This window comes from Rhizobium sp. BK060 (genome assembly GCF_014193145.1).
GTDB lineage: Bacteria > Pseudomonadota > Alphaproteobacteria > Rhizobiales > Rhizobiaceae > Rhizobium.
In genome coordinates this window covers 199706-225823 of the sequence record NZ_JACHYW010000009.1, presented here as the reverse complement: position 1 = coordinate 225823, position 26118 = coordinate 199706, and the positions used below count along the sequence as shown (strand labels likewise).

Here is a 26118-nt window from a genome sequence, read left to right as displayed (position 1 = left end):
AGGCGGTCCAGCACCGTGGGGATGCCAAGCTCGCGCTCGCCGCCCCCCGGCTTCGGGATCATCACGCGACGCACCGGCTGTGGCCGATACGTCCCCTCCCGCAGCCTGTCGCGGATGGCAGGCCAGCACTGGCGTAGCATCGCGGCCGTCTGGTCGATATCCAGTCCGTCCGCGCCCGCAGCGCCTTTGTTGGCGCGCACTTGTTGGCGCGCACCTGCTTCCACGCCTGCAGAAGGTTCTCTCGCCGCAGGGCCGCCTCAAGCAGCCCAGCACCTGTGTCGTTCCCGATCCGCGGCGGGAGCGCGGCTTCGTCAAGATCGGAGCCTGGGCGGGCTTCACCCGCTTGCCCCTCCGATCTCCCGGACATTCCCGGCATCTGACGCATGACCTTGCTCATCCTTAGAGGAACTTCACTCTCTCTCGTTCAGCCCTTCGTTCGCACCTACCTGCTCCCTACTACGACCTCTGCTGACTTCTCGCTCCGGCTCGACACCGTCGCCCTTTCAGGCGCAAAACGAGATCTCCCAACAGGTAAGAACACACTCCTTCACTGCACGACCGCCGGATTTACGCCACCGACCCTTGGTCACAAGAGCTTCGCGGTATGTTGCCCGCTCGCCCTGGTCGGCATCGCCTCATATCCGGTTCTTGTTCATCGACCCGCAGTTGCGATCCACGCTTCCTCCCCACGGTCGGTCGCCCTTCCGCAGTTGCGCTTCTCTTCGCTCGCCATGACCAGCTTACGGTGGGACTTCCACCCACAAGAATGCGCCCATGCTGGGCGCACAACAAAAAAGCGCCGATTCAGCCGGCGCTTTCGATCTCAAGATGATAAGCCTGCTAGGCGCTGGCCCGGGCCTTAGTAACGTGGGCAACGTGCTTCGTAGCGGCGGCCGTACCGATCCCTGTAGACGCAGTAGCCACGCCGCTCAACGGAGTGGCCGATCAATGCGCCAGCAAGACCACCGGCAACTGCGCCCACGGCAGCGCCGCCCCAGCTGTTGCTGACAGCACCACCGATAATGGCGCCTGTACCGGCACCGATCGCGGTACCCTGTTCAGTCGCCGTGCAGGAGGCAAGCGCACCAACGAGAGCGCCAATGAGCACAATCTTTTTCATCATGAGATATCTCCCAGTTTTTTCCGTCGCTTAGATGCGACCAAGCAGCACAAGAATAATAATAATCACGAGAACTAGCCCTAAACCGCCCGAAGGTCCATAGCCCCATCCCCGGCTATAGCCCCAATTCGGTAAGGCGCCGATCAAAAGCAGAATAAGGATAATCAGAAGTATCGTGCCAAGCATGGTTCAAGTCCTCAACGTCGTTACACTTGGAATGGACGAGAAACACACACCACCGTTTTTTGTTCCCTATGCATCAACTGTTCCGCTTTGATGAAAAAAACCAGATCGAGCCGCATTTTCCGGTTCCTCTCAGGAACGTTAGCATCATGGGGTGTCGGGGCGGGCTGGATCGATTGTCGATTTTCGGCGAAAGGCCGTTGACAGCCTAGATGCAACTCCGGCCACACGTATGGCGCGAATTTCAAGATTCAGCATCTTGTGGGAAAAAGTGATTCAAAATCAATACTTAGCCGTGAACAAACACTGAATCATCCGGAGTCAGCGATTCGTCTCCGATTCGTTCTCAAGCTGTTCCGAATCGCAAAACGAGCAATCTGCAAGCTTTTCGCGCAACAGAAAACCGCAGAGTAAATTCAAATCAGCCCTTGCGTTTGAGACAACGGCTGTCCATGTGTTGTCTGCTCTCGGAGAGGAGCTGACTTGACCTGGGGCACCCTCGCCTCACTTGCAGGACCATGACACTGACATCGCAGCCGATGATACTGAGCGGGCGCGGAGTAACCGCGGTGCTCGGGCCAACCAATACCGGCAAGACGCATTATGCCATCGAGCGCATGGTTGCGCACGGCACTGGCGTGATCGGACTACCGTTGCGGCTGCTGGCACGCGAGGTCTATACACGCGTCGCCGAAAAGGTCGGGATCCAGAATGTTGCGCTGGTAACGGGCGAGGAGAAGATATCGCCTCCCAGCGCCCGCTTTTCGGTCTGCACTGTTGAGGCGATGCCGCGCGAGACCAAAGCCGCCTTTGTCGCAATCGACGAAGTGCAGCTCGCGGGCGATCTGGAACGTGGTCATATCTTTACGGACCGTATCCTGCATCTGCGCGGTCGCGACGAGACACTGCTGCTCGGCGCCGGCACTATGCGTCCAATTTTACAGCAGCTTCTTCCGGGCATTATCGTTGTCGAGCGACCGCGACTTTCCCAGCTGTTCTACGCCGGACAAAAGAAGATCACACGCCTTCCTCAACGTTCGGCGATCGTCGCCTTCTCGGCGGATGAAGTCTATGCGATCGCCGAGTTGATCCGGAGGCAGCGAGGCGGGGCAGCCGTCGTCCTTGGAGCCCTTAGTCCACGTACCCGCAATGCGCAGGTGGCGCTCTACCAAGCCGGAGACGTGGAGTATCTGGTCGCGACGGATGCGATCGGCATGGGTCTCAATCTCGATGTCGATCATGTCGCCTTCGCGCAGGATCGCAAATTCGACGGCTACCAGTTCCGTAATCTCAATCCTGCCGAACTCGGGCAGATTGCCGGCCGCGCCGGTCGACACGTTCGCGATGGGACATTTGGCGTCACCGGCCAAGTCGATCCCTTCGATGAGGAATTGGTCGAACGCATCGAAGGTCACGAATTCGACAATGTAAAAGTGCTGCAATGGCGCTCAAAGAACCTCGACTTCGCCTCCATTCACGCGCTGCGCGCGAGCCTTGAGACCGGCCCCACCGTTTCCGGCCTGACACGCGCTCTGCCTGCCGTTGATCAACAAGCGCTGGAACACCTGTCGCGCTACCCTGAGATCATCGACCTTGCGAACAATCCGGCGAGCGTCGAGAAGTTGTGGGAAGCCTGCGCGCTTCCGGACTACCGGCGCATCGCGCCGGCCCAACACGCCGATCTCATCTCCACCCTCTTTTCCGATCTCGTCCGCTATGGCACGGTAAATGAGGACTTCCTTGCCGAGCAGGTACATCGCGCGGATCGAACGGACGGTGAGATTGACACGCTTTCGGCGCGAATCGCGCAGATAAGGACTTGGACCTATGTATCGAATCGGCCCAATTGGCTTGCCGATCCGACACACTGGCAGGAAAAGACGCGGGAAATCGAAGATCGATTGTCCGATGCGTTACATGAAAGGTTGACGAAACGCTTTGTTGATCGCAGGACATCTGTGCTCATGAAGCGCCTGAGAGAGAATGCGATGCTGGAAGCTGAAATCAGTGTAAATGGCGATGTCTTTGTTGAAGGACATCATGTGGGGCAGTTGTCGGGATTCCGGTTCACGCCCATTTCGGGAGCGGAGGGACCGGACGCCAAGGCTGTTCAGTCTGCTTCGCAGAAGGCGCTTGCTCTGGAATTCGAGGCGCGTGCGGCTCGCCTCCACGCGGCCGGCAATAGCGATCTCGCGATCAGCTCCGACGGTTCGATCCGCTGGTTGGGCGACCCGGTGGCACGACTGGCAGGCAGTGATCATGTCATGCGCCCGCGCGTCATTATTCTCGCCGACGAGCAGTTGACCGGCAATGCACGTGACCACGTGACCGCCCGTATCGAGCGCTTCGTAAATCATCATATCAGCACGGTTCTGAAGCCGCTTGACGATCTGTCCCGCGCAGAGGATCTGCAGGGCCTGGCAAAGGGCCTAGCATTTCAGCTCGTCGAGAACCTCGGCGTGCTGTTCCGGCGCGACGTGACCGAAGAAGTAAAGTCGCTGGATCAGGATGCCCGCGCTTCGATGCGCCGCTACGGTGTCCGCTTCGGTGCCTACCACATCTTCGTCCCCGCCCTTCTGAAGCCCGCCCCTGCAGAGCTCATCACACTCCTTTGGGCGTTGAAGAATGACGGTCTCGACAAGCCCGGTTATGGCGATCTCATTCCGGTGCTGGCTGCCGGCCGCACCTCGGTCGTCACCGATCCGGGTTTCGAGCGCACCTTCTACAAGCTGGCCGGCTTCCGATTCCTCGGTAAACGCGCGGTTCGCATCGATATCCTTGAGCGCCTGGCGGATATCATCCGCCCGCTGCTTCAGTGGAAGCCGGGCCAGGCAAATCGTCCCGAAGGAGCATATGACGGCCGCCGCTTCACGACGACGACCGCTATGCTTTCGATCCTTGGTGCAACACTCGAGGACATGGAAGAAATCCTGAAGGGGCTCGGCTATCGCTCCGATGCCGTCAAGGCGGAGGAGGCAGCAGCCCATCTGTCGGCTCAGGACGCCTCGGTAGCGGCGACGACCGGGACTGCGGTTGAGGATGGCGCAGAGAAGGCGGATCACGACGATGCCGACAGCGCATCGGAGGAAGCCGCCTCGGAAGCTCCCGCTGCTGTTGAAGCAGTGGTGACCGAACAACCAGTCGCGGCAAATCCCGAAGACGCCGAGGAGCCGAAGCCGGTTCTTCTCTGGCGCCTCGGTGGCCGCACGGACAATCAGCGCCAGGCTCGCAACCCGGGCGAACGTCGCGGTGGCAACAATCGCGGCCAGGACCGGGGATCTGATCATCGCCGCCAAGGTGGTGCAAATGACGAGGGCCGAGACGGCAACCGCCAGCATCACGGCAAGGATGGCGGCAAGCCACATCAGGGACGCGGCGACCGCCACGAACAGCGCGGCGACCGTCAAGACCGTGGCGATCGCAAGGATCGCAACAACAATCGCGGCGGCCCACAGCCACTGCGCTTCGAGGCAAAGCCACCGCGCAAGGAAAAGCCGATTGATCCGGATTCTCCTTTCGCGAAGCTCGCTGCCTTGAAGGAGCAGATGAAGAAGTAGCAGATGAGCGGGGAGACACAGCCAGGAAGCGGTTCGCGGCAGCGCATCGACAAGTGGCTGTTCTTCACGCGTATGGTAAAGTCGCGCTCGCTGGCACAAAGCCACATTCAATCCGGGCATGTCCGGATCAATGGCGAGCGCGCCCTCCAGCCGAGTCAAACGGTCAAGGTGGGCGACAAGGTCGAGCTGGCGCTCGAGCGGCGCGACGTTGTCCTCATCGTCAAATCAGGCGGCGAGCGGCGTGGCCCCTATGAGGAAGCCCGGCTCCTCTATGAGGATCTGACGCCACCGCCCGACGAGACAAAACGCCTGACACCTTATGAGCAGGCAATGCGGGCCACAGGGACGGGACGACCCACAAAAAAGGAACGTCGTGCAATCGACAGGCTGATGTCGGACGAGGATTAGAAAACTCTATCCGAACTGTCGAGTTCTGCGATTTCTTTATCCTTGAAATCCGCAGACAAAGCCGATACGTCACAATCAACTTGCCGGATAGCGTGAATGCCTCCCAAGCATCTCACCGCTTCCTTTCCGGTTGGGGGAAGGCGCGACGTTCCAGGTTGCCCGGCCCCATTGTATGGAAGTCCTGGAGTTCTTCATGACCTATGTCGTGACCGACAATTGCATTCGCTGCAAATATACCGACTGCGTGGAAGTCTGCCCCGTCGACTGCTTCTATGAAGGCGAAAACTTCCTCGTCATTCATCCTGACGAGTGCATCGACTGTGGCGTTTGTGAGCCGGAATGTCCCGCCGAGGCAATCAAACCGGACACGGAGCCGGGCCTCGACAAGTGGCTCAAGATCAACGCCGAGTATGCCAGCATCTGGCCGAACATCACGGTCAAGAAGGATGCCATGCCCGAAGCGAAGGAATTGGATGGCGAAACCGGCAAGTTCGAGAAGTATTTCTCGGAGAAGCCCGGAGCGGGCGACTGATCCTCCGGTAGGTCTGAAACCGGGTTCAGTGAGCTGGAAAACGCTTGAAGTGTGTCTGCGGCATATGGGTGTCATGTGTTGCGCGCATGACTCAGGCGCAGTAAATTATTGATTTCCTCATATTTTTGTGATAGCTTTCTGACACTGATCCATTTTGCGGCATGAAGCATGCCCAAACCACCACGAAAGCAAAACAAATCCAAAAACGCGGTTTCCGTGACATATCAACGCCTTGAGCCGTGAGGTTCCAAGCTTGTGCGCATGGATATGTTTGCTTTTGTCCGGTGGGACCAGAAGTAAGTCACCCGACGGATCTGACCGTCTCATCCGGGCCTGACTGACCCGGCTCCGGCTGCAGCCGGAAGCGTAACAGGGAGTGTTTGAATAGAATGACGACCCAGCAGAAAAAACCTTCTTCCGCACGTCACGGCTTCAAGACCGGTGAATCGATCGTGTACCCCGCACACGGCGTCGGTACCATCAGCGCCATCGAAGAGCAAGAAGTAGCAGGCATGAAGCTTGAACTTTTCGTTATCGATTTCGAGAAGGACAAGATGCGCCTGAAAGTGCCGGTCGCCAAGGCCATGAGCATCGGCATGCGTAAGCTATCCGAAACCGATTTCGTCGAGCGTGCATTGAAGGTTGTGCAGGGCAAGGCGCGCGTCAAGCGTACCATGTGGTCCCGTCGCGCCCAGGAATACGATGCCAAGATCAATTCCGGCGACCTCATTTCCATCGCTGAAGTTGTCCGCGATCTCTATCGCGCCGAAAACCAGCCGGAACAATCCTATTCCGAACGTCAGCTTTATGAAGCTGCGCTTGACCGCATGGCACGCGAAATCGCTGCCGTGAACAAGATGTCGGAAACCGAAGCCGTCCGTCTCGTAGAGACCAACCTCAACAAGGGTCCGAAGCGCGGCAAGGCAATCGAAGAAGACGAATCTCAGGACGAAGCTGCATAAGCTCCTTGTTTTTCTTGAAAAAAAACCCGGCCTCGCGCCGGGTTTTTTATTGGAACTTTTTCCATCCTGGCGCGTTTTAGGGATGTAGCTGCGGACCGCGTCGGGAACTGACATCACCCTCGAACGCTCGCATTCCTGTAAACGTTCGATGAGGAGCGGATCATGCCTTCCACGTTCTGCCTATCCGGCAACTTGAAGAAACTGGTCCTACCCGGCCGTACTACCGGCGCATAACCCTAAGCTAGGGCCCCATCTGGAAACGTCCAGAGTTCGGGGCCTTTATACGTTCAAGACATGAATTTGGTCTGGGCAGCAATGTCCGGAAGCAAGCATTCTTTGCCCTTTTTTTGGCGTGACGCCTGAATTCAGGAGACCGATATGAAGAACATGTCAGCAGACCGGCGCATGATTAAAATCGCCATGGCGGCTCCCTACCTTGCTCGCGAAGAGGAACACGATCTCGCAATCCGCTGGAAAAACAATGATGACCGTGGCGCCCGCAATCAGATCGCCATGGCCCACATGCGTCTCGTTATCTCAATGGCGGGAAAATTTCGTAATTTCGGTCTACCGATGAGCGACCTCGTGCAGGAGGGCTACGTCGGGCTGCTGGAGGCCGCAGCACGCTTCGAGCCCGAGCGTGATGTCCGCTTCTCCACCTATGCAAGCTGGTGGATCCGTGCATCCATCCAGGATTACATCCTTCGCAACTGGTCGATTGTCCGCGGCGGTACGAGTTCTGCTCAGAAGGCCCTTTTCTTCAATCTTCGTCGGCTGCGCGCCAAGCTCGCCAGGGGTGACACACAGCTCACTCTCCAGTCCATCCACCAGGAAATCGCCGCCGCTCTCGGCGTTAGCCTCTCCGACGTCCAGACGATGGATGCAAGGCTTTCAAGCAACGACGCCTCGCTTCAAGCACCCTCGGTTTCAGGCGATGCCGACAGTGCCGAGAAGATGGATTTCCTCGTCAGCGATGAGCCGCTCCCGGACGAACAGGTATCAAACATGATCGACGGCGAGCGCCGACGCAATTGGCTCGCTTCTGCCCTGAAACACCTCAATGAGCGGGAAATGAAGATCATCAGCGCCCGCAGACTCGCGGAAGACGGCGCTACGCTTGAGGAACTCGGCGCCGACCTCGGTATTTCCAAGGAGCGCGTCCGGCAAATCGAAAGCCGGGCAATGGAAAAACTCCGCAGCGCGCTGGTCAGCGCTGACCCCTATATGGCCGCATCGGCCTGAAAGAGCTTACTCCCCCAGTGATGGAACTGGCCCGGTGAAAGCCGGGCCTCTTTTTATTCAGCGATAATCTTGACGCGGTCGCCCGGAGAAACGGAAGCACCCGTCGGCAAGGCGTTGATAAGCTTGAAGAGATCAAGCTTTCGATCCGTGCCCATCATCCGCGCAGCAAGCGTCGTGATATTTTCGCCCGGTCGTACTTTGACTACCCTGACGCGCAAAGGCTTCAGCGACGCAGTCTCCTCCGGCGTCATTCGGCGGAAGCTTGCCCGCAATACGTCGGCCGTCTGCTGCAGCGTCGGACTCCCCTTCGGCACGGCCGTCAGGAACCGGAAGATCTGCGCATTGTTGCGGATAACGGTGACGTCGAAGTCCCAGCGATCTGCACTCGCTCGCGCCGTTGCGGCTTCCATCCCGTTGACCGTGACCTGCTGGATGGTGGACGGATCAAGGCCGGTAACCCAGCCGCTGGAGATATAGTTGGTCAGGCTCTGGCTCTGATTATCCGCGACGCCATCGAAACGGATCGCGACATCACCCGGGCCGGTCGCCATGACCGCCTCGACCTTGTTGTCGATCTTGAAATCAGGTGGTACGTCGAAGCGGATACCAAGCCCGCCATGCAGGAAGGTCTGACCGCGGACATAGCCTTCCTCCGGGCTGTCACCGTAAAGCAGGCCGTCGATTCCATCGAGATAATAGTCCCTGCCCGTGTCACCAACCTTGCCTTCCTGGCCAAACGCACGGGCATGGTCGCGCGCAAGTTCGATGCGCTGCGCCGAATTCGGGTGGCTGGACAGGAAGTCGAGGCTCTGATCCGCCTCGGGATCGACCGACATGAAGCGGCTGTAGGCGGCCATCGAATCCAAGAACCGCGCAGCCGCATAAGGATCGTAGCCCGCTTCACCGAGCATGCGCACGCCGATCACGTCCGCCTGCAGTTCCTGTTGCCGCGAAAAAGCAGCCAATCGGAGCTTGCCGCGTGCCAGGGCCTGCTTTCCGGCAATATCGCTGGACAGCACCTCGGCCACGACGCGGCTGGCGATGACCTCAGCTTCCTCGCGCTTCTGCCGTTCGATGCCATGATTTGCTGTGACATGGCCCATCTCATGCGAGAGGACCGCAGCGACCTCGGAAGCGTCGTTGGCAAGCGCCAGCAAGCCGCGCGTTACATAGAGATAGCCGCCGGGCAGTGCAAAGGCGTTGATGGCCGGCGAGTTCAGGATAGTGATGCGATAGGACTGGCTGGGATTCTCGGAAACAGCCGTCAGTGCGCCCGCGATGCGGGCAACTAGGCGTTCGGTCTTTGCATCGTTGTACTCACCGCCATAGCTCGCAACGATACGTGGATGCTCACGGGCGCCCATGGCAGCGCGCGGATCGTTCTTCTGCACTTCATCGACGATCTGCGGACTGGAGGACGGTGCAACGCTCGGCTGGTAGGATTGTTCAAGGATGGACTGGCAGCCGTACAGCGCCACGCTCGTTGCACACACGAACGACACTCGTCGCGCCAGACGGCACGCAGACGAGAGCACATCACTGGAAGGCGCGGGGAATTTCCACGTCGTCATGCTGTCCAGTCTGGCTCTCCAAGTCATCTTGCTTGTCGGCCGGTCCGCTTCCGCGACCCGGTCGGTCTCATGGTGATTCAACAGGCGTCCGTCCCCGCTCTTGCACTGCACAATCGGGGACACAAGTCTTTGCTGTAACTGATTTCCGCATCGGTTGCATAGCGAGACTCTGACTAAATGTGGCGCCGTTGTATTTTAGCAAGCCTAACGTGCTTTGGAGTTTCCTCGGTCGCCTCAAATTATGGCGAAAGTGCCGTTGCGACCGCCAGATTCGTCAACTATGGAGAAATTGCGTCAATCCAGCGTGATCCTCGTGGCCCAGAAACTCATCAATCGGAGCCGCCACGACGATCCTGCCGTCCTCGATAAAAAGGCCGAAATCTGCGATGCGTTTGACTTCATCCGGATCATGAGAAACGACGACGACGGTATTGCCGGTCTCGCGATGCATATCGAGCAGCAGCGCTGCCATTCCAATTCGCAAGCCGGGGTCAAGTGCCGCGAATGGCTCGTCAAGTAGGAGCACCGGACGATTGCGAACAAGCGCGCGCGCGAAGGCCACCCGTTGTCGCTCCCCGCCGGATAGCGTCCCCGGCATTCTCCGCTCGAAACCGGCGAGCCCCACCTTTTCAAGCGAAGACGTGATCGATCGGCGATCGGCAGTCGAGAGTTTCATCGCTGGCTCAATACCCAGGCCAATGTTGGTGAAAATATCGAGATGCGCAAACAGATTGTTGTCCTGAAAGATGAGGGAGACGGGTCGTCGCGCAGGGTACTCGTCGGTCACATCTTTTCCCGCGATCAGAACGCGCCCTTGGGCAGCCGTGTCGAAGCCGGCGAGCAAATTCAGGAAGGTCGACTTGCCGGCTCCGGACGCACCCGTCACGGCAATCACGGCGCCGGCGGGAAGACGGCAATCGAAGTGAAAGTCTTGCGTGCCAAGTTGGAGGCCGACATCGTGCACTTCGATCGCGAACTGAGGATCACCCATGGACAGCCACCTCCCGGCGCGCGGGGCCCATAGTGCCGGCGATCGTGAGCAGCAGGCAGACGATGCCAAGGATCAATGCCAGCCCATCCGCATCGTTCGTCCGATAGCTACCCATGCGGCTATAGACGAGCCAAGGCAACGTGACGAAACTGTCCGAGCCGAACAGCGCGACGGCGCCGAGATCGCCGAGCGACAGCGCCATTGCAAACGAAAATGCCGTGAGCACCGGCTTGAACAGGGCTGGCATATCGATCAGACGTAGTTGCACCCAACCCATGATACCGAGGCTCGCCGCAAGTTTTTGTGTGCGGCGCTTATGAACGATGAACGCCGGCTCGAGGACACGCATCACAAAGGGCAAAGACATCAAGGCGTTGATGGCGACAATCAGCAGCGGAGCGACGGCGCTCACGTCGCCGAAACCTCTCAGCGCAAGGAACCAGCCCGTCGCAAGGACGATCGGCGGCACGAGCAACACCAATGACGACGCGCCACCCATGGCGGCAAAGAACGCTCCTGCGCCCGTAGCCCCGGAGCGCCGGAGAAGCGCCGCCCGGCGCGCACTCACCAACGTCATCGAGATCAGCAAGGCGAGGATGGCCGCAGAGATCGAAATGGCAAGGCTGGTTGCAGCCGACTGCCAGAAGATGCGTTCGCGCAGGAGCTTCATGAGATCAGACCGAAGGCCAGCCAGAAGCACCGACATCAAAGGTAGACCGAGGAACAGGGCGGCGAGCAGTAGGACGCCGCCATCCGCAAGCCGTGCACCCGGCAACCCGCCATCCGGCCGCCTGAGAGCCTTGCCGGCCGTCATCCCCTCATCCCCAGGCGCAGGAAGAAACGACAGCGCCCCAAGGATCACCGATGTAAGGACAATTTGCAGTAGGGAAAGAACGACGGCCCGGCCAGGGTCGAAATCAAAACGCAGCGATTGATAGATGGCAACCTCGACGGTCGTCGCGGCTGGCCCACCACCCAGCGTCAGCACCAGCGTGAAACTCGTGGCGCACAGCATGAAGATCAGACCGGCGATACCGGGAATGACCGAACGCAGAACCGGCCATTCAATGAAGCGGAAAATCGAGCCAGGCCGCATGCCGAGACCACTCGCCATCAACCAGTATTCCGCTGGCACGCGCTCTAATGCCGCCAGCATCAAGCGGCAAGCCAGCGGCATGTTAAAGAAGATATGCGCCAACAGGATCCCGGAAAGCCCGTAGATGCTGATCGGTTCCGCCATGCCGAGCTTGAGCAGCAGCGCGTTCATAAGGCCCTGCCGCCCCCAGATACCGACCAACCCGAGCGCCCCGATCAGAACAGGCAGGCCCATCGGCACAGCCATCAGCCGAATGATCCACATGCGTCCGGGGAAATGCTGCTGGCGCGCCAAGGCCTGAGCGACGGGAATCGCAAAAGCGATCGATAGCAGCGTCGAGAGCAAGGCCTGCAGCAAGGTGAAACGCAGGACCCGCAGGATGTACGGTTCAAGCACCGCCGCCAGAATGGACGAAGCACCGCTCGAGAGAAGCAAGGCGAAGACCGCAAGGCCGACGAAAACGGCAATGCCGGCAAGGCTTAGCGCCCCGCCCAACATCACCCGCCGCATCTCCGCCTTGGTCAAAAGCATCAATTCATGCTCATGGCAGCCAGCCACTCATCGATCCAGGCTTTGCGGTTCTCCGCGACTTCCTCCGAGCTCATCAGAAAGGTCTTTGACGGATTCACGAGCTTGCCGAACGCATCGGGCAGCGGTTGCGACGTCGCCGAAACCGGCATCATCCAGTTGTTGGTCGGAATGGTATCCTGGAAGCCCGGCGTCACCATGAATTTCAGGAAATCGCGCGCAAGCTCTTTGTCCGGCGCATTCTTAAGCAGGCCCGCCACTTCGATCTGTATGTAGTGGCCCTCTGAGAATGCAGCCGCCTGATAGCGGTCCGTATTTTCCGCAACCATGTGGTAGGCAGGCGAGGTCGTGTAGGAGAACACCATCGGCGCCTCACCCTTGGTGAAAAGTCCATAAGCCTCGGACCAGCCGGGCGTTACCGTCAACACCCGCTTTTTGAGTTTTGCCCAAGCCTCAGGCGCCTTATCGCCGTAGACGGACTTTACCCACAGCAAGAGACCGAGCCCGGGTGTCGAGGTGCGCGGGTCCTCAATGACGATCTTTTGCGAAGGGTCTCCTTCGACCAGATCCTTCATGCTCTGCGGCGGATTTTTGATCGTCCGGGTGTCGTAGATGACGGCGAAGTGGCCATAATCATAGGGCACGAATACATCGTCCTTGTAGTCCCCGGGCACTTTGAGTGCACTGACGTCGACACCACTCGCATCGAACAGGCCGGTTGCCTTCGCTTCCGTGGTCAGGTTCGTGTCCAGGCCGAGCACGACATCTGCCTTCGTACCAGTGCCTTCGAGCTTGAGGCGCGACAACAGCGCCACGCCATCAGCCACACTGACGAAATTGACGCTGCAGCCGCAGGTCTTCTCGAATGCTTCCTTGACCTTCGGCCCCGGACCCCATTCCGATGTGAAGCTCTCATAGGTGTATACGGTGAGCGTCTTGTCTGCCGCCCGCGCGCCTGGGCCGGCAAGGCCGACAGTCGCGACAAAGGCCGTGGCAAACAGCAAACAGCTTGTGAATTTGAACATGGCACCTCTCCTCTGGTTTGCTTGAAGGGGAAAAGGGCGGTGCCAGATGTCACGCGTCTAATCCCTCCGCCGGTGTTAGCCGGATCAGGTTCCGCGGGTTGGCTTTCAGCCTCTCAGCCGCGCACCGAATGGGCACGGGCACCCCGTTAGAGCGTTTGCAGATGTATCGCCACGCTTGGTGTCTTGCAAGTGGCGGCCTTAGCCCGCCACTGGCATTTATTCCGCTGCTTCGGTGCTGGCTGCCGGCCGCACCTCGGCCGCGCGCGGCAGCTGCGTCGGTTTCAGCATCAAGGCGGCGCAAAGGCCAATGAGCGCGATCGCGCAGGACGCCATGAAAAGCGGTGTGAACGCATTGGCATAGGCGTCGGCCACCGCCTGACGTGTCGACTCCGGCAAAGCCACCAGCATTTTCGGCGTCAGCTGCTCGATGTCAGTTACGCCGGGAATGGACAGTCCCGTCTTGCCGAGCTGTGAGCCAACGATCGCGCCGTAAATCGAGATAGCAATCGATGCGCCGCCCATGCGCGACAGCGTCACCGATCCCGTTGCGGCGCCGACGTCGCGCGCTGGAGCCGCATTCTGAACGCCGATGACCGGCACCTGTTGCGCAAGGCCGACGCCGAAGCCGTGGAGGGCCATCACTGCTCCGATCAGCAGGACCGGCGTTCCCGCATGAACCTGAGTGAGCAGCACGAATGCGATGGCACTGCAGGTCAGGCTTGCTACGGCAAACGGCTTGTAGCGCCCGGTGATGGAGATGATACGGCCCGCAGAAAGCGACCCGCAAACGATGCCGCCGGTCAAAAGAATGAAGAACGCGCCGGCCGCCGAGGGTGAAAGACCAGTCGTCGTCTGCAGGAACAGCGCGAAATAATTGACCATGCCGATGCCGATCGCGCCGCTCATGATCGACATAACAAGCAACAGGCTGAACGTGGAATTGCGGAACAGCGACAGCGGAACAATTGGCTCGGCGGCGCGGCGCTCGACGCGAATCCATCCGATGACTGCAGCAACGCCGAGTGCCATGATGACAAGGTTCTGCGGGGCCACCAGCGAACCGAAGAGCTGAGCGCCATCGGCAGCCAGCACGAAGCTCGCCGTCGTCCAGGCGAGCAGCAAGGCTCCGGCATAGTCGATCTTCGGACGGCGGTTCGGCTTCCGGTAAGGCAGCATGAGCACCAGACCGACAAGCACGACGAAGCCAATCGGAACGTTGACGAGGAAGATCGACCGCCAGCCGAAGAGATCGCTCATCGCACCACCGAGGACAGGCCCGATCGCACCGGATGCCATCAGCACAAGGCTGGAATAGCTTTGGTACCGCGCACGTTCGCGAGGCTCGAACAGGTCGGCGTTAACGGCGAAGATCGATACCATGATGCCGCCTCCGCCAAGCCCCTGCAACACGCGGGCTGCAATCAGCGTGTTCATGGATATGGCCAGTCCGCAGACGGCGGAGCCGATGGTGAAAATCATGAGCGCGGCCATCATCACATACTTGCGGCCGAAGAGATCGCCGAGCTTGCCGTAAAGCGGCATCACCGCGCTCACGGCGAGCAGATAGGCCGAGCCGACCCAGCTGAACCGCTCGAGGTGGCCGAACTCACCGACGATTGTCGGCAGAGCCGTTGCGACGATCTGGTTGTCGAGTGTCGCCATGAACATGGCTGCCATTAGAAAAAGGAAGAGGATGAACCGCCGACGATGATCCGTCACAAGCGGCGCCGCGGCAATTTGAGTGTCCATGAAGCGTCGTTCCAGGTGATACGTTGACTACGTTATGTGCTATTAGCATATAATTGTCAATGTCATGTTATTGACTTTGGCATATTCTCAATTGAGATGGGGCATGCTATATTTCCGGAATGAAAGAGAGCTTGACGAACCTGATCGACCCAGACGCTGCGACCGACGACCCAGGTATTCTGCGTATTGGCCAAAGCATGACCCGCATGCGCCTGATGACCGGGCGCCGACTGATCGGACGGCTCGCCATCCAGAGTGTGGCGCCCGGCCTTGAGCTGTCGCACCTTGACGTACTGGATGCCGTGCGGCGCGCGCAAGAGGCCGGTGAAGTAACAGTCGGGACGATCGCCGAGATGATGCGGATCGATCCGTCGCGCGCAAGCCGCGTCGTCGCGGATATGGTCGGACGTAATATTCTGCGGCGAAAGGCATCCCAGACCGATGCGCGGCGGATCATCGTCGTGATGACGCCACTCGGACAGCGGCTGTTGTCGGAGATACGCGCGCAGAAGCTCGCATTCGTTTCCGAGGTGGTCAAAGACTGGAAACCGGAAGAGATCGAGGCATTCGGAGAACTGTTCGAAAAGTTCATTTCCGGCTACGAGGACATCTTTCAGGCGCGCATCAAGGATGTCCCTGACGAAGCCTGAGCAGCGGCCCTTTCCCTTCCCCCCTGCTTTGCGCTATGGGCAATGCGCATGAGCCAATCCACCTTTACCATTCTGCTTGGCGGCGAGTTGCAGATAACCGATCGCTTGCGTCACGCCATCTCGGGCAGCCGTTTCATTGCCGCCGACGGGGGAATGCGTCATGCGGCTGCGCTCGGCGCCGTTCCGGAGCTCTGGGTCGGTGATTTTGATTCGACGCCCGCTGACCTCGAGGGTGCTTTTCCTGATGTGCCGAAGCAACCCTATCCCGCTACAAAGGCTTCCACCGATGGCGAGATTGCGGTCTCGGAAGCGATCGCGCGTGGGGCGAAGCGTCTTGTCCTTGCAGGCGCCCTTGCGGGCGAGCGCTCCGATCATGCCATTCAGCACCTGCTCTATGCCGTCAGCCTTGCAGAACAGGGCTATGACGTACTTCTAACGTCAGGCAGCGAGGAGGCCGTGCCACTGATTGCCGGCGCAACCGAGCTGGACCTGCCGCCTGACAGCCTCTTTTCGGTTGCCGGTTTCAGCGAACTGCGCGGCCTGACGATCGAAAACGCGCGCTACCCGCTCGCCGATTTCCATTTGCCCTTCGGCTCGTCGCGTACCATTTCCAATGTCGCGAACGGCAAGGTGCGCCTTTCGCTCGAGAGCGGCCGCGCCATTGTGCTCGCCCGCCCCTATGATCTTTCCGGAGTCTGATCTTTGGCGCCTCCCATTCTGAAACTCGATGACATCTTTCTCAGCTTCGGTGGCACACCATTGCTTGCCGGCGCCGCCCTGCAAGTGGAGCCCGGAGACAAGATCTGTCTCGTCGGTCGCAACGGCTCCGGGAAGTCGACACTGCTGAAAATCTCCGCCGGCCTCGTCGAAGCGCAGTCGGGTGAGGTCTTCCGTCACCCGTCCTCGACCGTCCGCTATCTGGAACAGGCCCCTGATTTCGCGGGCTTCAGTACCGTGCAGGCCTATGCCGAGGCTGGACTTGGTCCTGGTGACGACCACTACCGCGTGACTTATCTCCTCTCGCATCTCGGGCTGACCGGCGAGGAAGACCCCAAAAACCTCTCAGGCGGCGAAGCGCGCCGCGCCGCGCTCGCGCGTGTGCTTGCACCGGAGCCCGATATCCTGCTCCTCGACGAGCCTACCAACCATCTCGATCTGCCGACCATCGAGTGGCTGGAAGGAGAACTGCAGAAGAGCCGCAGTGCGCTCGTCCTGATTTCCCACGACCGGCGCTTCCTCGAGAGGGTCTCGACCGCAACCGTCTGGCTGGACCGCGGCACCTCGCGCCGGCTCGACAGGGGCTTTGCGCATTTCGAAGCCTGGCGCGACCAGGTGCTGGAAGCGGAAGAGCTCGAACAGCATAAGCTCGGCAAGGCGATCGAGCGCGAAGAACACTGGCTGCGTTACGGCGTCACGGCACGACGCAAGCGCAACATGCGCCGCCTCGGCGAGCTGCAAACCATGCGTTCGCAATATCGCGGCCACAAAGGCCCGCAGGGCACCGTGCAGGCAACAGTTTCCGACGCGCAGGAATCCGGCAAGCTCGTCATCGAAGCCGACAAGATCACGAAGACTTTCGGCGACCGGCCGATCGTCGCTCCCTTCTCCATTCGCGTGCATCGCGGTGATTGCATCGGCCTCGTCGGCCCGAACGGTGCCGGCAAGACAACGCTCCTGAAGATGTTGACCGGACAGCTCGCGCCGGACAGCGGCACGATCAAGCTCGGAACCAATCTGGAAATCGCGACGCTGGATCAGAAGCGCGAAGACCTCAATCCGGACGAAACGCTCGCCCATTACCTGACGGATGGCCGCGGTGAGAACTTGCTCGTCAACGGTGAACAGAGGCACGTGACGGGTTACATGAAGGAGTTCCTGTTCCAGCCTGAACAGGCGCGCACGCCGATCAGGAACCTTTCTGGCGGCGAGCGCGCGCGGCTCATGCTGGCCCGCATTATGTCGCGTCCGGCAAACCTGTTGATCCTCGACGAACCGACCAACGATCTGGATATAGAGACATTGGATCTGCTGCAGGAAATCGTTGCGGGCTTCCCCGGCACCGTCATCCTCGTCAGCCACGACCGCGACTTCCTCGACCGCACTGTGAGGTCGACGATTGCGCCGGCCGTCCCGGATGCGCCTGACGGGCGCTGGATCGAATATGCGGGCGGCTATTCGGATATGCTTGCGCAGCGAAAGGGCGCCGTCGAGGAGCGGAGGAAGGCCGAAAAGGCGGCGGAACGATCGAAGCAGCAGGAAGCAGCAGATTCCGCCGAGACGGCGAAAGGAAAGGGCAAGCTTTCCTACAAGCAGAAGTTCGCGCTCGAACATCTCCCGAAGGAAATGGCCAAGGCCGAAACCGAGATCGCCAAACGCGAGGAGCGGATGGCGGACCCCGGCTTGTTCACCAAGGACCCCACCACATTCAACCGTCTGGCGGCCGAGATGGAGAAGCTCCGGGACAGTCTGACGAAAATGGAAGAGGAATGGCTGGAGCTTGAGATGCTGCGGGAGGAATTGGAGGGCTGAGGCACCCCTCGCGCCCGCTCAATCCGACCTGTCTCTGCCGCGCGAACTGGCTTTCACGTTTCATTGATTCGTCAGCGTTCGACCGGCAGGACTAAGCTGCGCCCCGTATCCGCAGCTTGCACGACGGCAAGGAAAGCAGACTATGCCACACAATCTTAAAGCATCTACCGCGCTCGTCTGGGCCGCGGGTTTCCTCGTTATTGCGTCGCACGGCGCGCTTGCCCAGGAAGCGCAGCGCGTGCGTGGCGCGATTGAAAGCCTGAGTGGCAACACGTTGGTGGTCAAAACACGCGAAGGCGCCGAGCAAACGGTGACACTGAAGCCAGACTGGAAGGTTCGCGGCATCAAGAAAGCCTCCGTCGAAGACATCAAGCCGGGCGATTTCGTTGGCGTTGCATCGCTGCCGAAAGCTGATGGCGGCGACGGCGCTCTTGAAGTGCTGATCTTTCCGGCCGCCATGAAGGGAACCGGAGAAGGCAGTCGCCCTTGGGACCTGAAGCCAAACAGCACGATGACCAACGCGACCGTCGCCAAGGCCGTGAAGGCGGTCGATGGCCACACGATCACGCTCACCTATCAGGGCAAGGAAAAGACGATATCCATCGCCGACGATACACCGATCGTCACCTTCGCCCCTGCCGGAAAGTCAGACCTTGTTGCAGGAGCGCACGTGATCGTGATGGGTGAAAGAGCACCTGATGGCACAGTGTCCGCCACAAACGTCACGGTCGGCACGAACGGGGTCGTCCCGCCGATGTAGGCGATCAGAGTGCTGGTGCGGGCGCGTTCGGCGCTTTTGCCACTACCTTCACTTCAGGCTTCGCATGCAGGGCTTCGAGATGCAGTATGCGCGGCTTGAAGGTCTCAACATAAACGTCTGACCGACCGATGTAGATCATCGCCGCGTCCGGCATGGAGGTAAGTACCTCCATCATCGTGGACTGCCATTCCGGCTCCATGCCTTCCAATACTTCGTCAAACACGATCCACTTCGGTCGTACAAGAAGCAGGCGAGCAAAACCGATCGCGCGCTGCTCGTCGGAATCAAGCAGCTTGTCCCACCGCGCCCGGGTATCAAGGCGGGAAACCAGATTGTGGAGTCCTGCCTTTTCCAGTGCCGCCACGACATCGCGGTTCTGATAGGTGTCCGCAGGCTCGGGAAACGCCAGCGCTTCACGAAGTGAACCACCCGGGATGTAAGCCGATTGCGGGACGAAAAGCATGTCGTCCGTGGGCGGCAAGCCGATCTTGCCGCCACCACACGGCCAAAGTTCGGAGAGTGCAAGGAAAAGCAGCTTACGGTTCACGTTGTGATCGCCGTTGATCATGACCTTTTCACCGGCCTTAATCGTCACCGCACTCTCGTGCACGCGGAAGCCGCCGCACTGGTCGATCTCTTCGCCAATCTTGGAAGCGATCCGCACGTGCTCCAGCGTTAGTGTTCCGGGCGGGCTGCGCTCGTAGCTGATCGTGCCCCTGAGATTGATCTCGTCGCTCATAGTGGTGAGCGCCTGCCGAAAATCGGTGACACGCATCAGCGTGGCGCGCCATTCGGCGATGGGACCGAAGTTCGCGACATACCAGCGAAGGGCCGTGTTGACCTGGTTGAAAGCACCGACCGATACCATCAGTTCGCCAAACGTCAGGCCGCCGGAGAAGTATGCCGGTGCAGCGACGATGATCGGGATGACCACAACGAGCCAGCCATAGCCGGCTGACACCCAGGTGAGGTTGACGTTGGCCATCGCCACCCGCTTGATGACGGCGAGCACCGCACTGATGTCGGTATTGATACGCTGCTGCTCATTCTCCTCGCCGCGTGCCACCGTGATCGCCGGCATGTTCTCGTTGGCATGCATCAGCGCAAAGCGAAGCTCCGCCTCCTTCGAGAAGCGATCCGCGTTGAGCTTCACAAGCTTGCGGCCCACCAGCTGGCTGAGAATGGATGCGGATGCCGCATAGAAGATTGCGGCCCAGACCATATAGCCTGGAATGGAAAAAGCGTGGGTGCCGAAGCGGAAGACAAAACCGCTGGACAAATCCCATAGCACGCCGATGAAACTGATGAGCAGGATCGTCGCCTGCACCAACCCGATCATCAGGCTCGTCGTGCTTTCCGCTAGGTTGCGGGCATCTTCGTGCAAGCGCTGGTCGGGATTAACGCCGATGAGGCCGCTAGCCGAAAGCCGAAGCGCACGCTTGCGCTGGAGCCACTGGTTGACGAGATCGCGTGTCAGACCTTCACGCATGTAGAGCGCGGTCATCTGGTTTAGCCACGCCTGCACGACGTTGAGCAGCAGCAGCATGCCTGCGATCAGCGCAAAGATCTTCAGCTGATGGAAGAAACCAGGCAGATCGCGCCGCGCGATGCTGTCATAAAAGGGCGCGTTCCACTGGTTGAGGATGACGGTCGCATAAGCAGTTGCGAGAATGATGGCAATCAGCGCAGTCGCGATCACCAGGACCCTTCCGCGCACGGAGGAATGCCAGAAGGCCGAGAACATGACCCTCAAGCGATAGCCCAGGCTCAGGTCGTATCCTACTCTGTCCCGCCCTTGAATGCTTGGCCTGCCTTCGAGGTCATCTGCCATTACGCGTCCCTAGCCATCATTCTACTTCAATAAACATGGTGATTCGCTGTGTCTACCAACAGATTCTAGCAGTCATTAACGCGGCAGTGACTTCATATCGATCCCACCCCTTCGTTTGAGCAATTGATTCGCGGCGCGAGTGACGCTATTTAAGACGCTCCGTGGTGATTTGGCCGGCCGGCTTGCAGCCACGTTAAAGAAGTTGCTAAAGGGCCGCGTGCGGACCGATAGCGATATATTCGTTGTTTTGATCGAGTGACCGCAATGCCCATCAAGATCCCCGATACCTTGCCTGCGTTTGAAACCCTGGTTCAGGAAGGCGTGCGCGTGATGACCGAGACGGTGGCTATCCGTCAGGACATCCGGCCGCTGCAGATAGGGCTTCTCAACCTCATGCCGAACAAGATCAAGACGGAATTGCAGATGGCCCGCTTGGTCGGCGCCTCTCCGTTGCAGGTCGAGCTTTCGCTCATCCGCGTGGGCAACCACAAAGCAAAGAACACCTCGGAAGACCATCTTCTCGCCTTCTACCAGACGTGGGAGGAAGTGAAGCACCGCAAATTCGATGGCTTCATCACTACCGGCGCGCCGATCGAGACGCTACCCTACGAGGACGTGAACTATTGGGGCGAAATGCAGCAGATTTTCGACTGGACGGAAACCAACGTCCATTCGTCGATGAACGTCTGCTGGGGCGCGATGGCCGCGATCTACCATTTCCACGGCGTTCCCAAGTATGAACTCAAGGAGAAGGCCTTCGGCGTCTACCGACACCGGAACCTGAAACCGTCGTCTGTCTACCTGAACGGTTTCTCGGACAACTTCGAGGTTCCTGTTTCGCGCTGGACAGAGGTCCGCCGCGACGACATCGAGAAGTCGGAAAGCCTGGAGATTCTGATGGAGTCCAGCGAAATGGGTGTCTGCCTCGTGCATGAACGGAAGGGCAAGCGGCTCTATATGTTCAATCACGTGGAATATGATTCAACGTCGCTTTCCGACGAATATTTCCGCGACGTGAATGCCGGCGTGCCGATCAAGATGCCGCACAACTACTTCCCGCACAACGATCCGTCGCTGACGCCGCAAAACCGCTGGCGCAGCCACGCGCACCTGTTGTTCGGCAACTGGATCAACGAGATCTACCAGACCACACCCTACGATCTCAACGATATCGGCAAGTGTGGCTGACAGCGTTTCTTTTTTTCGGCACACCCGTTGCGGTTTGCGGCAAATGGGGGCAGGTTCGCCGCCTCAATCGAAGATATATCAGGACGGTCAGTCATGACGGAAATGTTGAAGCGAGAAGTTTTCGGGCAGACCAAGTCGGGCGAAACTGTCTATCGCGTCGAGATCAAGGGCGGCGGGCTGACGGCCAAGATCATCAGCTGGGGTGCGGTCATACAGGATCTCCGTCTCGACGGCCATGATGCACCGCTCCTGCTTGGCTTTGACGATTTCGACAGCTATCCGGCGCATTCCTCCTACTTTGGCGCAACTCCCGGGCGCTGCGCCAACCGCATCGGCGATGGCAAATTCACGCTGGATGGCAAGAGCTATCAGCTTGATCTCAATGAGAACGGCGTGACTCACCTTCATGGAGGAAGCGACAACATCGCCAAGCAGAACTGGACGATCGTCGAGCACGATGTCGACCGTGTCGTGCTGAAGATCGTCGATCCGGATGGCCGCGCCGGTTATCCCGGCAACTGCACCATCCAGGCAACCTACTGGGTGCATGGAGACGGCGAACTCTCCGTGACCTACGAGTCGACCAGTGATCAACCGACGATCGCCAACGTTTGCCAGCACGCCTATTTCAACCTCGATGGCCGCGATGACGCGCTTGGCCACGACATCATGATCGCAGCCGACAGCTACCTCGTCACGAATGAACGGCAGATCCCGACCGGCGAGGCTCGACCCGTTGCCGGAACGGCCTTCGACTTCCGTCAGATGTCACCGATGAAGCGGTTCGAGGGTAGCGAACAGGCCCTCTACGATCACAATTTCTGCCTTTCCAACGAACGCACAGCAAAGCGCTCCGTCGCGCTTGCCCGAAGCCTGAATTCGGGCGTTTCGCTGGAAGTGCGCACGACCGAGCCTGGCGTGCAGTTCTATGCGGGCTTCAAGCTCAATGTGCCTGTCCCTGGCCTCGACGGGCGCAAGTACGGCCCGTTCGCCGGCTTCTGCCTGGAAACGCAAATCTGGCCGGATGCAATCAACCACGAGGGCTTTCCCGACGCGATCCTCCGCCCGGGCGAGGTACTGCGTCAGGAAACGGACTACATCTTCTCGAAGAGCTGACGCAAACAGATCGCCCCAACCGACAAACCCTCGCAGGCTACCTGCGAGGGTTTTTTTGTTCCGAAGTCATTTTCGACTTGCGATTGGTTCTAGATAGGTTCTATCTTCAGGGCATGGATAGAACCAGTCTGATCGCCGAACTGAACAGTCGAGGCCTGCGCGACGAGGCGCTCACAGGGCCGCTTTACAAGCGGTTGGCGCAGGCTCTGACGGGCCTGATCCAGGAGGGACTGCTGAGACCTGGAACCGCGCTTCCCGGCGAGCGGGATCTTGCCGAGGCATTGAAGGTCGGACGCGTGACGGTCCGCACAGCTTATCGCGACCTGATGAACGCAGGCACACTTGAATCCCGGCATGGAAGCGGCACCTTCGTTTCCAGCAAGGTCGAACGCATGGAACAGTCGCTATGGCGGCTTTCTTCCTTCTCCGCCGACATGCGCTCACGCGGTCGCGCGCCTGCGGCTCGGATCTTGTCTCGAACCGTCAATACGCCATCTCCTGATGAAGCCTTTTTGCTTGGCCTCGGGCTTGATGAACCTGTGCTGCGCCTGGATCGTCTGCGTCTTGCCGACGGTCTGCCGCTTGCGATCGAACGTGCTGTCGTGCCGATTAAGTTCCTTGGAGAAAATGCCGGCGGAGAAGGATCTCTGTACGAGGCGCTCGCGGCGCGCGGCCACCGTCCCGTTCGAGCCCTCCAAAGGCTCACGGCTGTGACGCTCGATCCGTCGTCAGCGGCGGCGCTAGACGTGAAGGCGGGTGCGCCCGCCCTGCTGATCGAACGCGTCTCGCGCCTGGAGGACCAACGCGTCGTCGAATACACCCGTTCCCACTATCGTGGCGATGCATATGATTTTGTTGCAGAATTAAGAATCGGAGAAGACCTATGAGTGAAAGCCATTCGCTGATGTTGCAGGAAGCCGGCCAGTCGCCGGAGGTCGTCGCAACACTGCTTCAGAAAGAAAAGCCGGCCTTCGACGAAATTGCGAAGCTGTTTGCATCAGGCGCACCGACCATGGTGACGACGGCAGCGCGCGGGTCTTCCGACCATGCCGCGACCTTCTTCAAATACCTCTTCGAGATCACCTGTGGCGTGCCGGTTGCGTCGGTTGGCCCATCGATCGCGTCGGTCTATGGCGCGTCTCTACATCTGAAGGGCGGCATCCACTTCACGGTGTCGCAATCCGGCGCAAGCCCCGACATCATTGCCTTGCAGGATGCCGCAAAGCACGGTGGTGCGACGACGATTGCGGTCGTCAACGTCACCGATAGCCCGCTCGCCAAGCAGGCTGACATCGTTCTCGGCCTCAATGCAGGCCCGGAGAAGAGCGTAGCGGCGACCAAGTCCTTCATCGCCTCAGTCGCCGCGCTTTGCGGTGTCACGGCTGCCATCAGCGGCAAGCGCGATCTCCATACATCCTTGGAAAAGCTACCGGAAGCCCTCCAGGCGACCAGTGGGATTGATACGAAGGCAGCGGAGGATGTACTTTTCGAGGCCAGCTCGCTCTATACGGCCGGTCGCGGCCCCGCTTTCGCCATTGCGCTCGAGGCAGCTTTGAAAGCCAAGGAGACGGCCGGACTGCATGCAGAAGCCTTTTCGCTTGCCGAGCTGATGCATGGCCCGATGCGTCTTGTTCAGCCAGGCTTCCCGATCGTCGCCTTTACGCCTGATGATCCAGCATTCAGCAACAACGTCCAGGCGCTTGAGCGGCTGCGGAAGCTCGGCGCGACCACCGTGCCGTTCTCGGCCCAGCCGGTCTCTGGCATCAATCTGCAGGTGCCGACGACGGGCAGCGGCCTGCTCGACCCGCTCGTTTCCCTGCTCGTCTACTACCGCCTGATAGAGTCCGTTACGCGCCGCAAGGGCTTCGACCCTGACAAGCCAGCCAACCTGCTCAAGGTCACGGAGACGATGTGATGGTTCGCAAAATCTTCTCCGGCGCGCGGATCTTCGACGGTCAGCGCTTCCACGACGACAAGGCGCTCATAGTCTCGGACGGGCGTGTCGAGAGCATTGCGTCGACAAGCGAACTGCCAGAGGGCGAGCATACGCGCTTGGAAGGTGGCGTGCTTTCGGCAGGCTTCATCGATGCGCAGGTGAATGGCGGTGGCGGCCGAATGCTCAACGACGAGCCATCGGCAGCCTCCATGTACATGATTGCCGATGGTCATCGACCCTATGGCACGACTGCATTGCTGCCGACGCTGATCACCGATACGGCGGACGCGACCGCCGCGGCGATCGAGGCGGCCAAGGAGACCGTCAAGACGAACCGCGGCGTAGCTGGCCTCCATCTCGAAGGTCCGCATCTGGCGCCGGCCCGCAAGGGAGCCCACCTTGCTGAACTCATGCGGCCAGTCGAGGATAAGGACGTTAAAGCGTTCATTGCGGCCAAGGAAGCGATCGGCACACTGCTGGTAACGATGGCGGCCGAACAGGTCACCGCAAAACAGGTACGCGAACTCAGTGAAGCCGGTGTCACCGTTAGCATAGGCCATTCCGATTGCACCAGCGAGGCCGCGGAGGCACGCTTCGACGCTGGCGCGCGTGGCGTCACCCACCTTTTCAACGCCATGAGCCAGCTCGGCCATCGTTCACCTGGCCTCGTCGGCGCGGCCATCGATCATCCTTCGGTCTGGTGCGGCATCATCGCCGACGGCCATCATGTTGACCAGAAGGCGCTTCGGACCGCTCTTCGTGCAAAGCGGGGCGAGGGCAAGCTCTTTTTCGTCACCGACGCGATGTCGCTGGTTGGATCGGAGCAAGATTCCTTCACGCTGAATGGCCGGACCGTCCGACGCGAGAGAGGTGGCTTCTGTTCGAAGCTGGTCCTATCCGACGGCACGCTTGCCGGTTCCGACGTCGATATGGCGTCGACCATCCGCTATGGCGTTACCTATCTGGAACTGCCGCTCGCAGAGGCCCTTCGCATGGCGACGCTCTACCCGGCGCGCTTCCTGCGCCTTGAAGACCACGGCCACCTTTCGCCGGGTGCCCGAGCCGATCTGGTGCATCTGACCGATGCTCTCAAGGTCACTCGGACCTTCATCAGCGGCGAAGCGGCCTAGAAATCGAGGACGTG

Annotated in this window: 22 protein-coding genes, 1 pseudogene and 2 riboswitches; of the genes and pseudogenes, 14 read left to right on the top strand and 9 right to left on the bottom strand. The window is 59.7% G+C overall.

Annotated elements, in window-relative coordinates; translation table 11 throughout:
- The 3 genes and pseudogenes from FHT71_RS31220 to FHT71_RS12725 all read right to left on the bottom strand — a co-directional run.
- A pseudogene (locus tag FHT71_RS31220) lies at nt 1-200 on the bottom strand (group II intron reverse transcriptase/maturase); the annotation flags it as partial.
- 659 nt (nt 201-859) lie between these two features.
- Nucleotides 860-1123 (bottom strand): YMGG-like glycine zipper-containing protein, encoded by a 264-nt coding sequence (locus tag FHT71_RS12730; protein WP_132588644.1) that lies wholly within the window; start codon nt 1121-1123, stop codon nt 860-862.
- 27 nt (nt 1124-1150) lie between these two features.
- The gene (locus FHT71_RS12725) at nt 1151-1306 is read right to left on the bottom strand and encodes a DUF3309 family protein (RefSeq protein ID WP_007794620.1); all 156 of its coding nucleotides are present in this window, start codon (nt 1304-1306) and stop codon (nt 1151-1153) included.
- A 515-nt stretch (nt 1307-1821) separates the two neighbouring features.
- Here FHT71_RS12725 and FHT71_RS12720 point away from each other — a divergent pair.
- The 5 genes from FHT71_RS12720 (at nt 1822) to FHT71_RS12700 (ending at nt 8004) form a co-directional block, all read left to right on the top strand.
- Nucleotides 1822-4860, top strand: a complete 3039-nt coding sequence (locus FHT71_RS12720; RefSeq protein WP_183719807.1) for a helicase-related protein — start codon at nt 1822-1824, stop codon at nt 4858-4860.
- Nucleotides 4861-4863: 3 nt separating this feature from the next.
- Nucleotides 4864-5268 (top strand): RNA-binding S4 domain-containing protein, encoded by a 405-nt coding sequence (locus FHT71_RS12715; protein WP_132588646.1) that lies wholly within the window; start codon nt 4864-4866, stop codon nt 5266-5268.
- Between the two features lie 193 nt (nt 5269-5461).
- Nucleotides 5462-5800, top strand: coding sequence for a ferredoxin FdxA (gene fdxA, locus FHT71_RS12710; protein ID WP_007794632.1), 339 nt, complete (start codon nt 5462-5464; stop codon nt 5798-5800).
- Nucleotides 5801-6189: 389 nt separating this feature from the next.
- On the top strand, nt 6190-6762 hold the full coding sequence (locus tag FHT71_RS12705) for a CarD family transcriptional regulator (RefSeq protein WP_007528356.1): 573 nt from the start codon (nt 6190-6192) through the stop codon (nt 6760-6762).
- A gap of 378 nt (nt 6763-7140) precedes the next feature.
- The gene (locus FHT71_RS12700; RefSeq protein WP_007528357.1) at nt 7141-8004 is read left to right on the top strand and encodes an RNA polymerase factor sigma-32; all 864 of its coding nucleotides are present in this window, start codon (nt 7141-7143) and stop codon (nt 8002-8004) included.
- Nucleotides 8005-8057: 53 nt separating this feature from the next.
- Here FHT71_RS12700 and FHT71_RS12695 read toward each other — a convergent pair whose 3' ends face one another.
- The 5 genes from FHT71_RS12695 to FHT71_RS12675 form a co-directional block, all read right to left on the bottom strand.
- Nucleotides 8058-9602, bottom strand: coding sequence for a M48 family metalloprotease (locus FHT71_RS12695; protein WP_132588647.1), 1545 nt, complete (start codon nt 9600-9602; stop codon nt 8058-8060).
- A 247-nt stretch (nt 9603-9849) separates the two neighbouring features.
- The gene (locus FHT71_RS12690) at nt 9850-10566 is read right to left on the bottom strand and encodes an ATP-binding cassette domain-containing protein (protein WP_132588648.1); all 717 of its coding nucleotides are present in this window, start codon (nt 10564-10566) and stop codon (nt 9850-9852) included.
- A complete protein-coding gene (gene thiP, locus FHT71_RS12685) occupies nt 10559-12193 on the bottom strand; it encodes a thiamine/thiamine pyrophosphate ABC transporter permease ThiP (protein ID WP_183719804.1) in 1635 nt (544 codons plus the stop codon). The genes FHT71_RS12690 and thiP overlap by 8 nt, the downstream gene beginning before the upstream one ends.
- Complete coding sequence (gene thiB / locus FHT71_RS12680) at nt 12193-13215, bottom strand: thiamine ABC transporter substrate binding subunit (protein WP_132588650.1); 1023 nt, start codon at nt 13213-13215, stop codon at nt 12193-12195. Before thiB ends, thiP begins: the two co-directional genes overlap by 1 nt.
- A gap of 44 nt (nt 13216-13259) precedes the next feature.
- Nucleotides 13260-13371, bottom strand: a riboswitch (TPP riboswitch).
- Nucleotides 13372-13431: 60 nt separating this feature from the next.
- Nucleotides 13432-14964, bottom strand: a complete 1533-nt coding sequence (locus FHT71_RS12675; RefSeq protein WP_183719801.1) for an MDR family MFS transporter — start codon at nt 14962-14964, stop codon at nt 13432-13434.
- Between the two features lie 119 nt (nt 14965-15083).
- On the opposite strand from FHT71_RS12675, the gene FHT71_RS12670 reads away from it, so the two are divergent.
- The 4 genes from FHT71_RS12670 (at nt 15084) to FHT71_RS12655 (ending at nt 18903) form a co-directional block, all read left to right on the top strand.
- A complete protein-coding gene (locus tag FHT71_RS12670; RefSeq protein WP_132588652.1) occupies nt 15084-15614 on the top strand; it encodes a MarR family transcriptional regulator in 531 nt (176 codons plus the stop codon).
- A 48-nt stretch (nt 15615-15662) separates the two neighbouring features.
- Complete coding sequence (locus tag FHT71_RS12665; protein WP_132588653.1) at nt 15663-16313, top strand: thiamine diphosphokinase; 651 nt, start codon at nt 15663-15665, stop codon at nt 16311-16313.
- Nucleotides 16314-16316: 3 nt separating this feature from the next.
- The gene (locus tag FHT71_RS12660) at nt 16317-18143 is read left to right on the top strand and encodes an ABC-F family ATP-binding cassette domain-containing protein (RefSeq protein WP_183719798.1); all 1827 of its coding nucleotides are present in this window, start codon (nt 16317-16319) and stop codon (nt 18141-18143) included.
- A 142-nt stretch (nt 18144-18285) separates the two neighbouring features.
- Nucleotides 18286-18903 carry a DUF5666 domain-containing protein gene (locus tag FHT71_RS12655; protein WP_132588655.1) on the top strand — a complete coding sequence of 206 codons (618 nt, stop codon included), beginning with the start codon at nt 18286-18288 and terminating at the stop codon, nt 18901-18903.
- Nucleotides 18904-18907: 4 nt separating this feature from the next.
- On the opposite strand, the gene FHT71_RS12650 is transcribed toward FHT71_RS12655, so the two are convergent.
- Nucleotides 18908-20734: an ABC transporter ATP-binding protein/permease gene (locus tag FHT71_RS12650; RefSeq protein ID WP_132588656.1), complete on the bottom strand. Its 1827-nt coding sequence runs from the start codon at nt 20732-20734 to the stop codon at nt 18908-18910.
- Nucleotides 20735-20885: 151 nt separating this feature from the next.
- Nucleotides 20886-20963, top strand: a riboswitch (SAM riboswitch).
- 35 nt (nt 20964-20998) lie between these two features.
- On the opposite strand from FHT71_RS12650, the gene metA reads away from it, so the two are divergent.
- The 5 genes from metA to nagA all read left to right on the top strand — a co-directional run bounded on the left by metA (nt 20999) and on the right by nagA (nt 26104).
- On the top strand, nt 20999-21922 hold the full coding sequence (gene metA / locus FHT71_RS12645) for a homoserine O-succinyltransferase (protein WP_132588657.1): 924 nt from the start codon (nt 20999-21001) through the stop codon (nt 21920-21922).
- 93 nt (nt 21923-22015) lie between these two features.
- Nucleotides 22016-23038 carry an aldose epimerase family protein gene (locus FHT71_RS12640; RefSeq protein WP_007794665.1) on the top strand — a complete coding sequence of 341 codons (1023 nt, stop codon included), beginning with the start codon at nt 22016-22018 and terminating at the stop codon, nt 23036-23038.
- A 113-nt stretch (nt 23039-23151) separates the two neighbouring features.
- On the top strand, nt 23152-23925 hold the full coding sequence (locus tag FHT71_RS12635) for a GntR family transcriptional regulator (protein WP_007794667.1): 774 nt from the start codon (nt 23152-23154) through the stop codon (nt 23923-23925).
- Nucleotides 23922-24953, top strand: a complete 1032-nt coding sequence (locus FHT71_RS12630; protein WP_132588658.1) for an SIS domain-containing protein — start codon at nt 23922-23924, stop codon at nt 24951-24953. The genes FHT71_RS12635 and FHT71_RS12630 overlap by 4 nt, the downstream gene beginning before the upstream one ends.
- Entirely contained in the window at nt 24953-26104 is a 1152-nt protein-coding gene (gene nagA, locus FHT71_RS12625) for an N-acetylglucosamine-6-phosphate deacetylase (protein ID WP_132588659.1), read from the top strand. Before FHT71_RS12630 ends, nagA begins: the two co-directional genes overlap by 1 nt.
- Nucleotides 26105-26118: the final 14 nt, after the last annotated feature.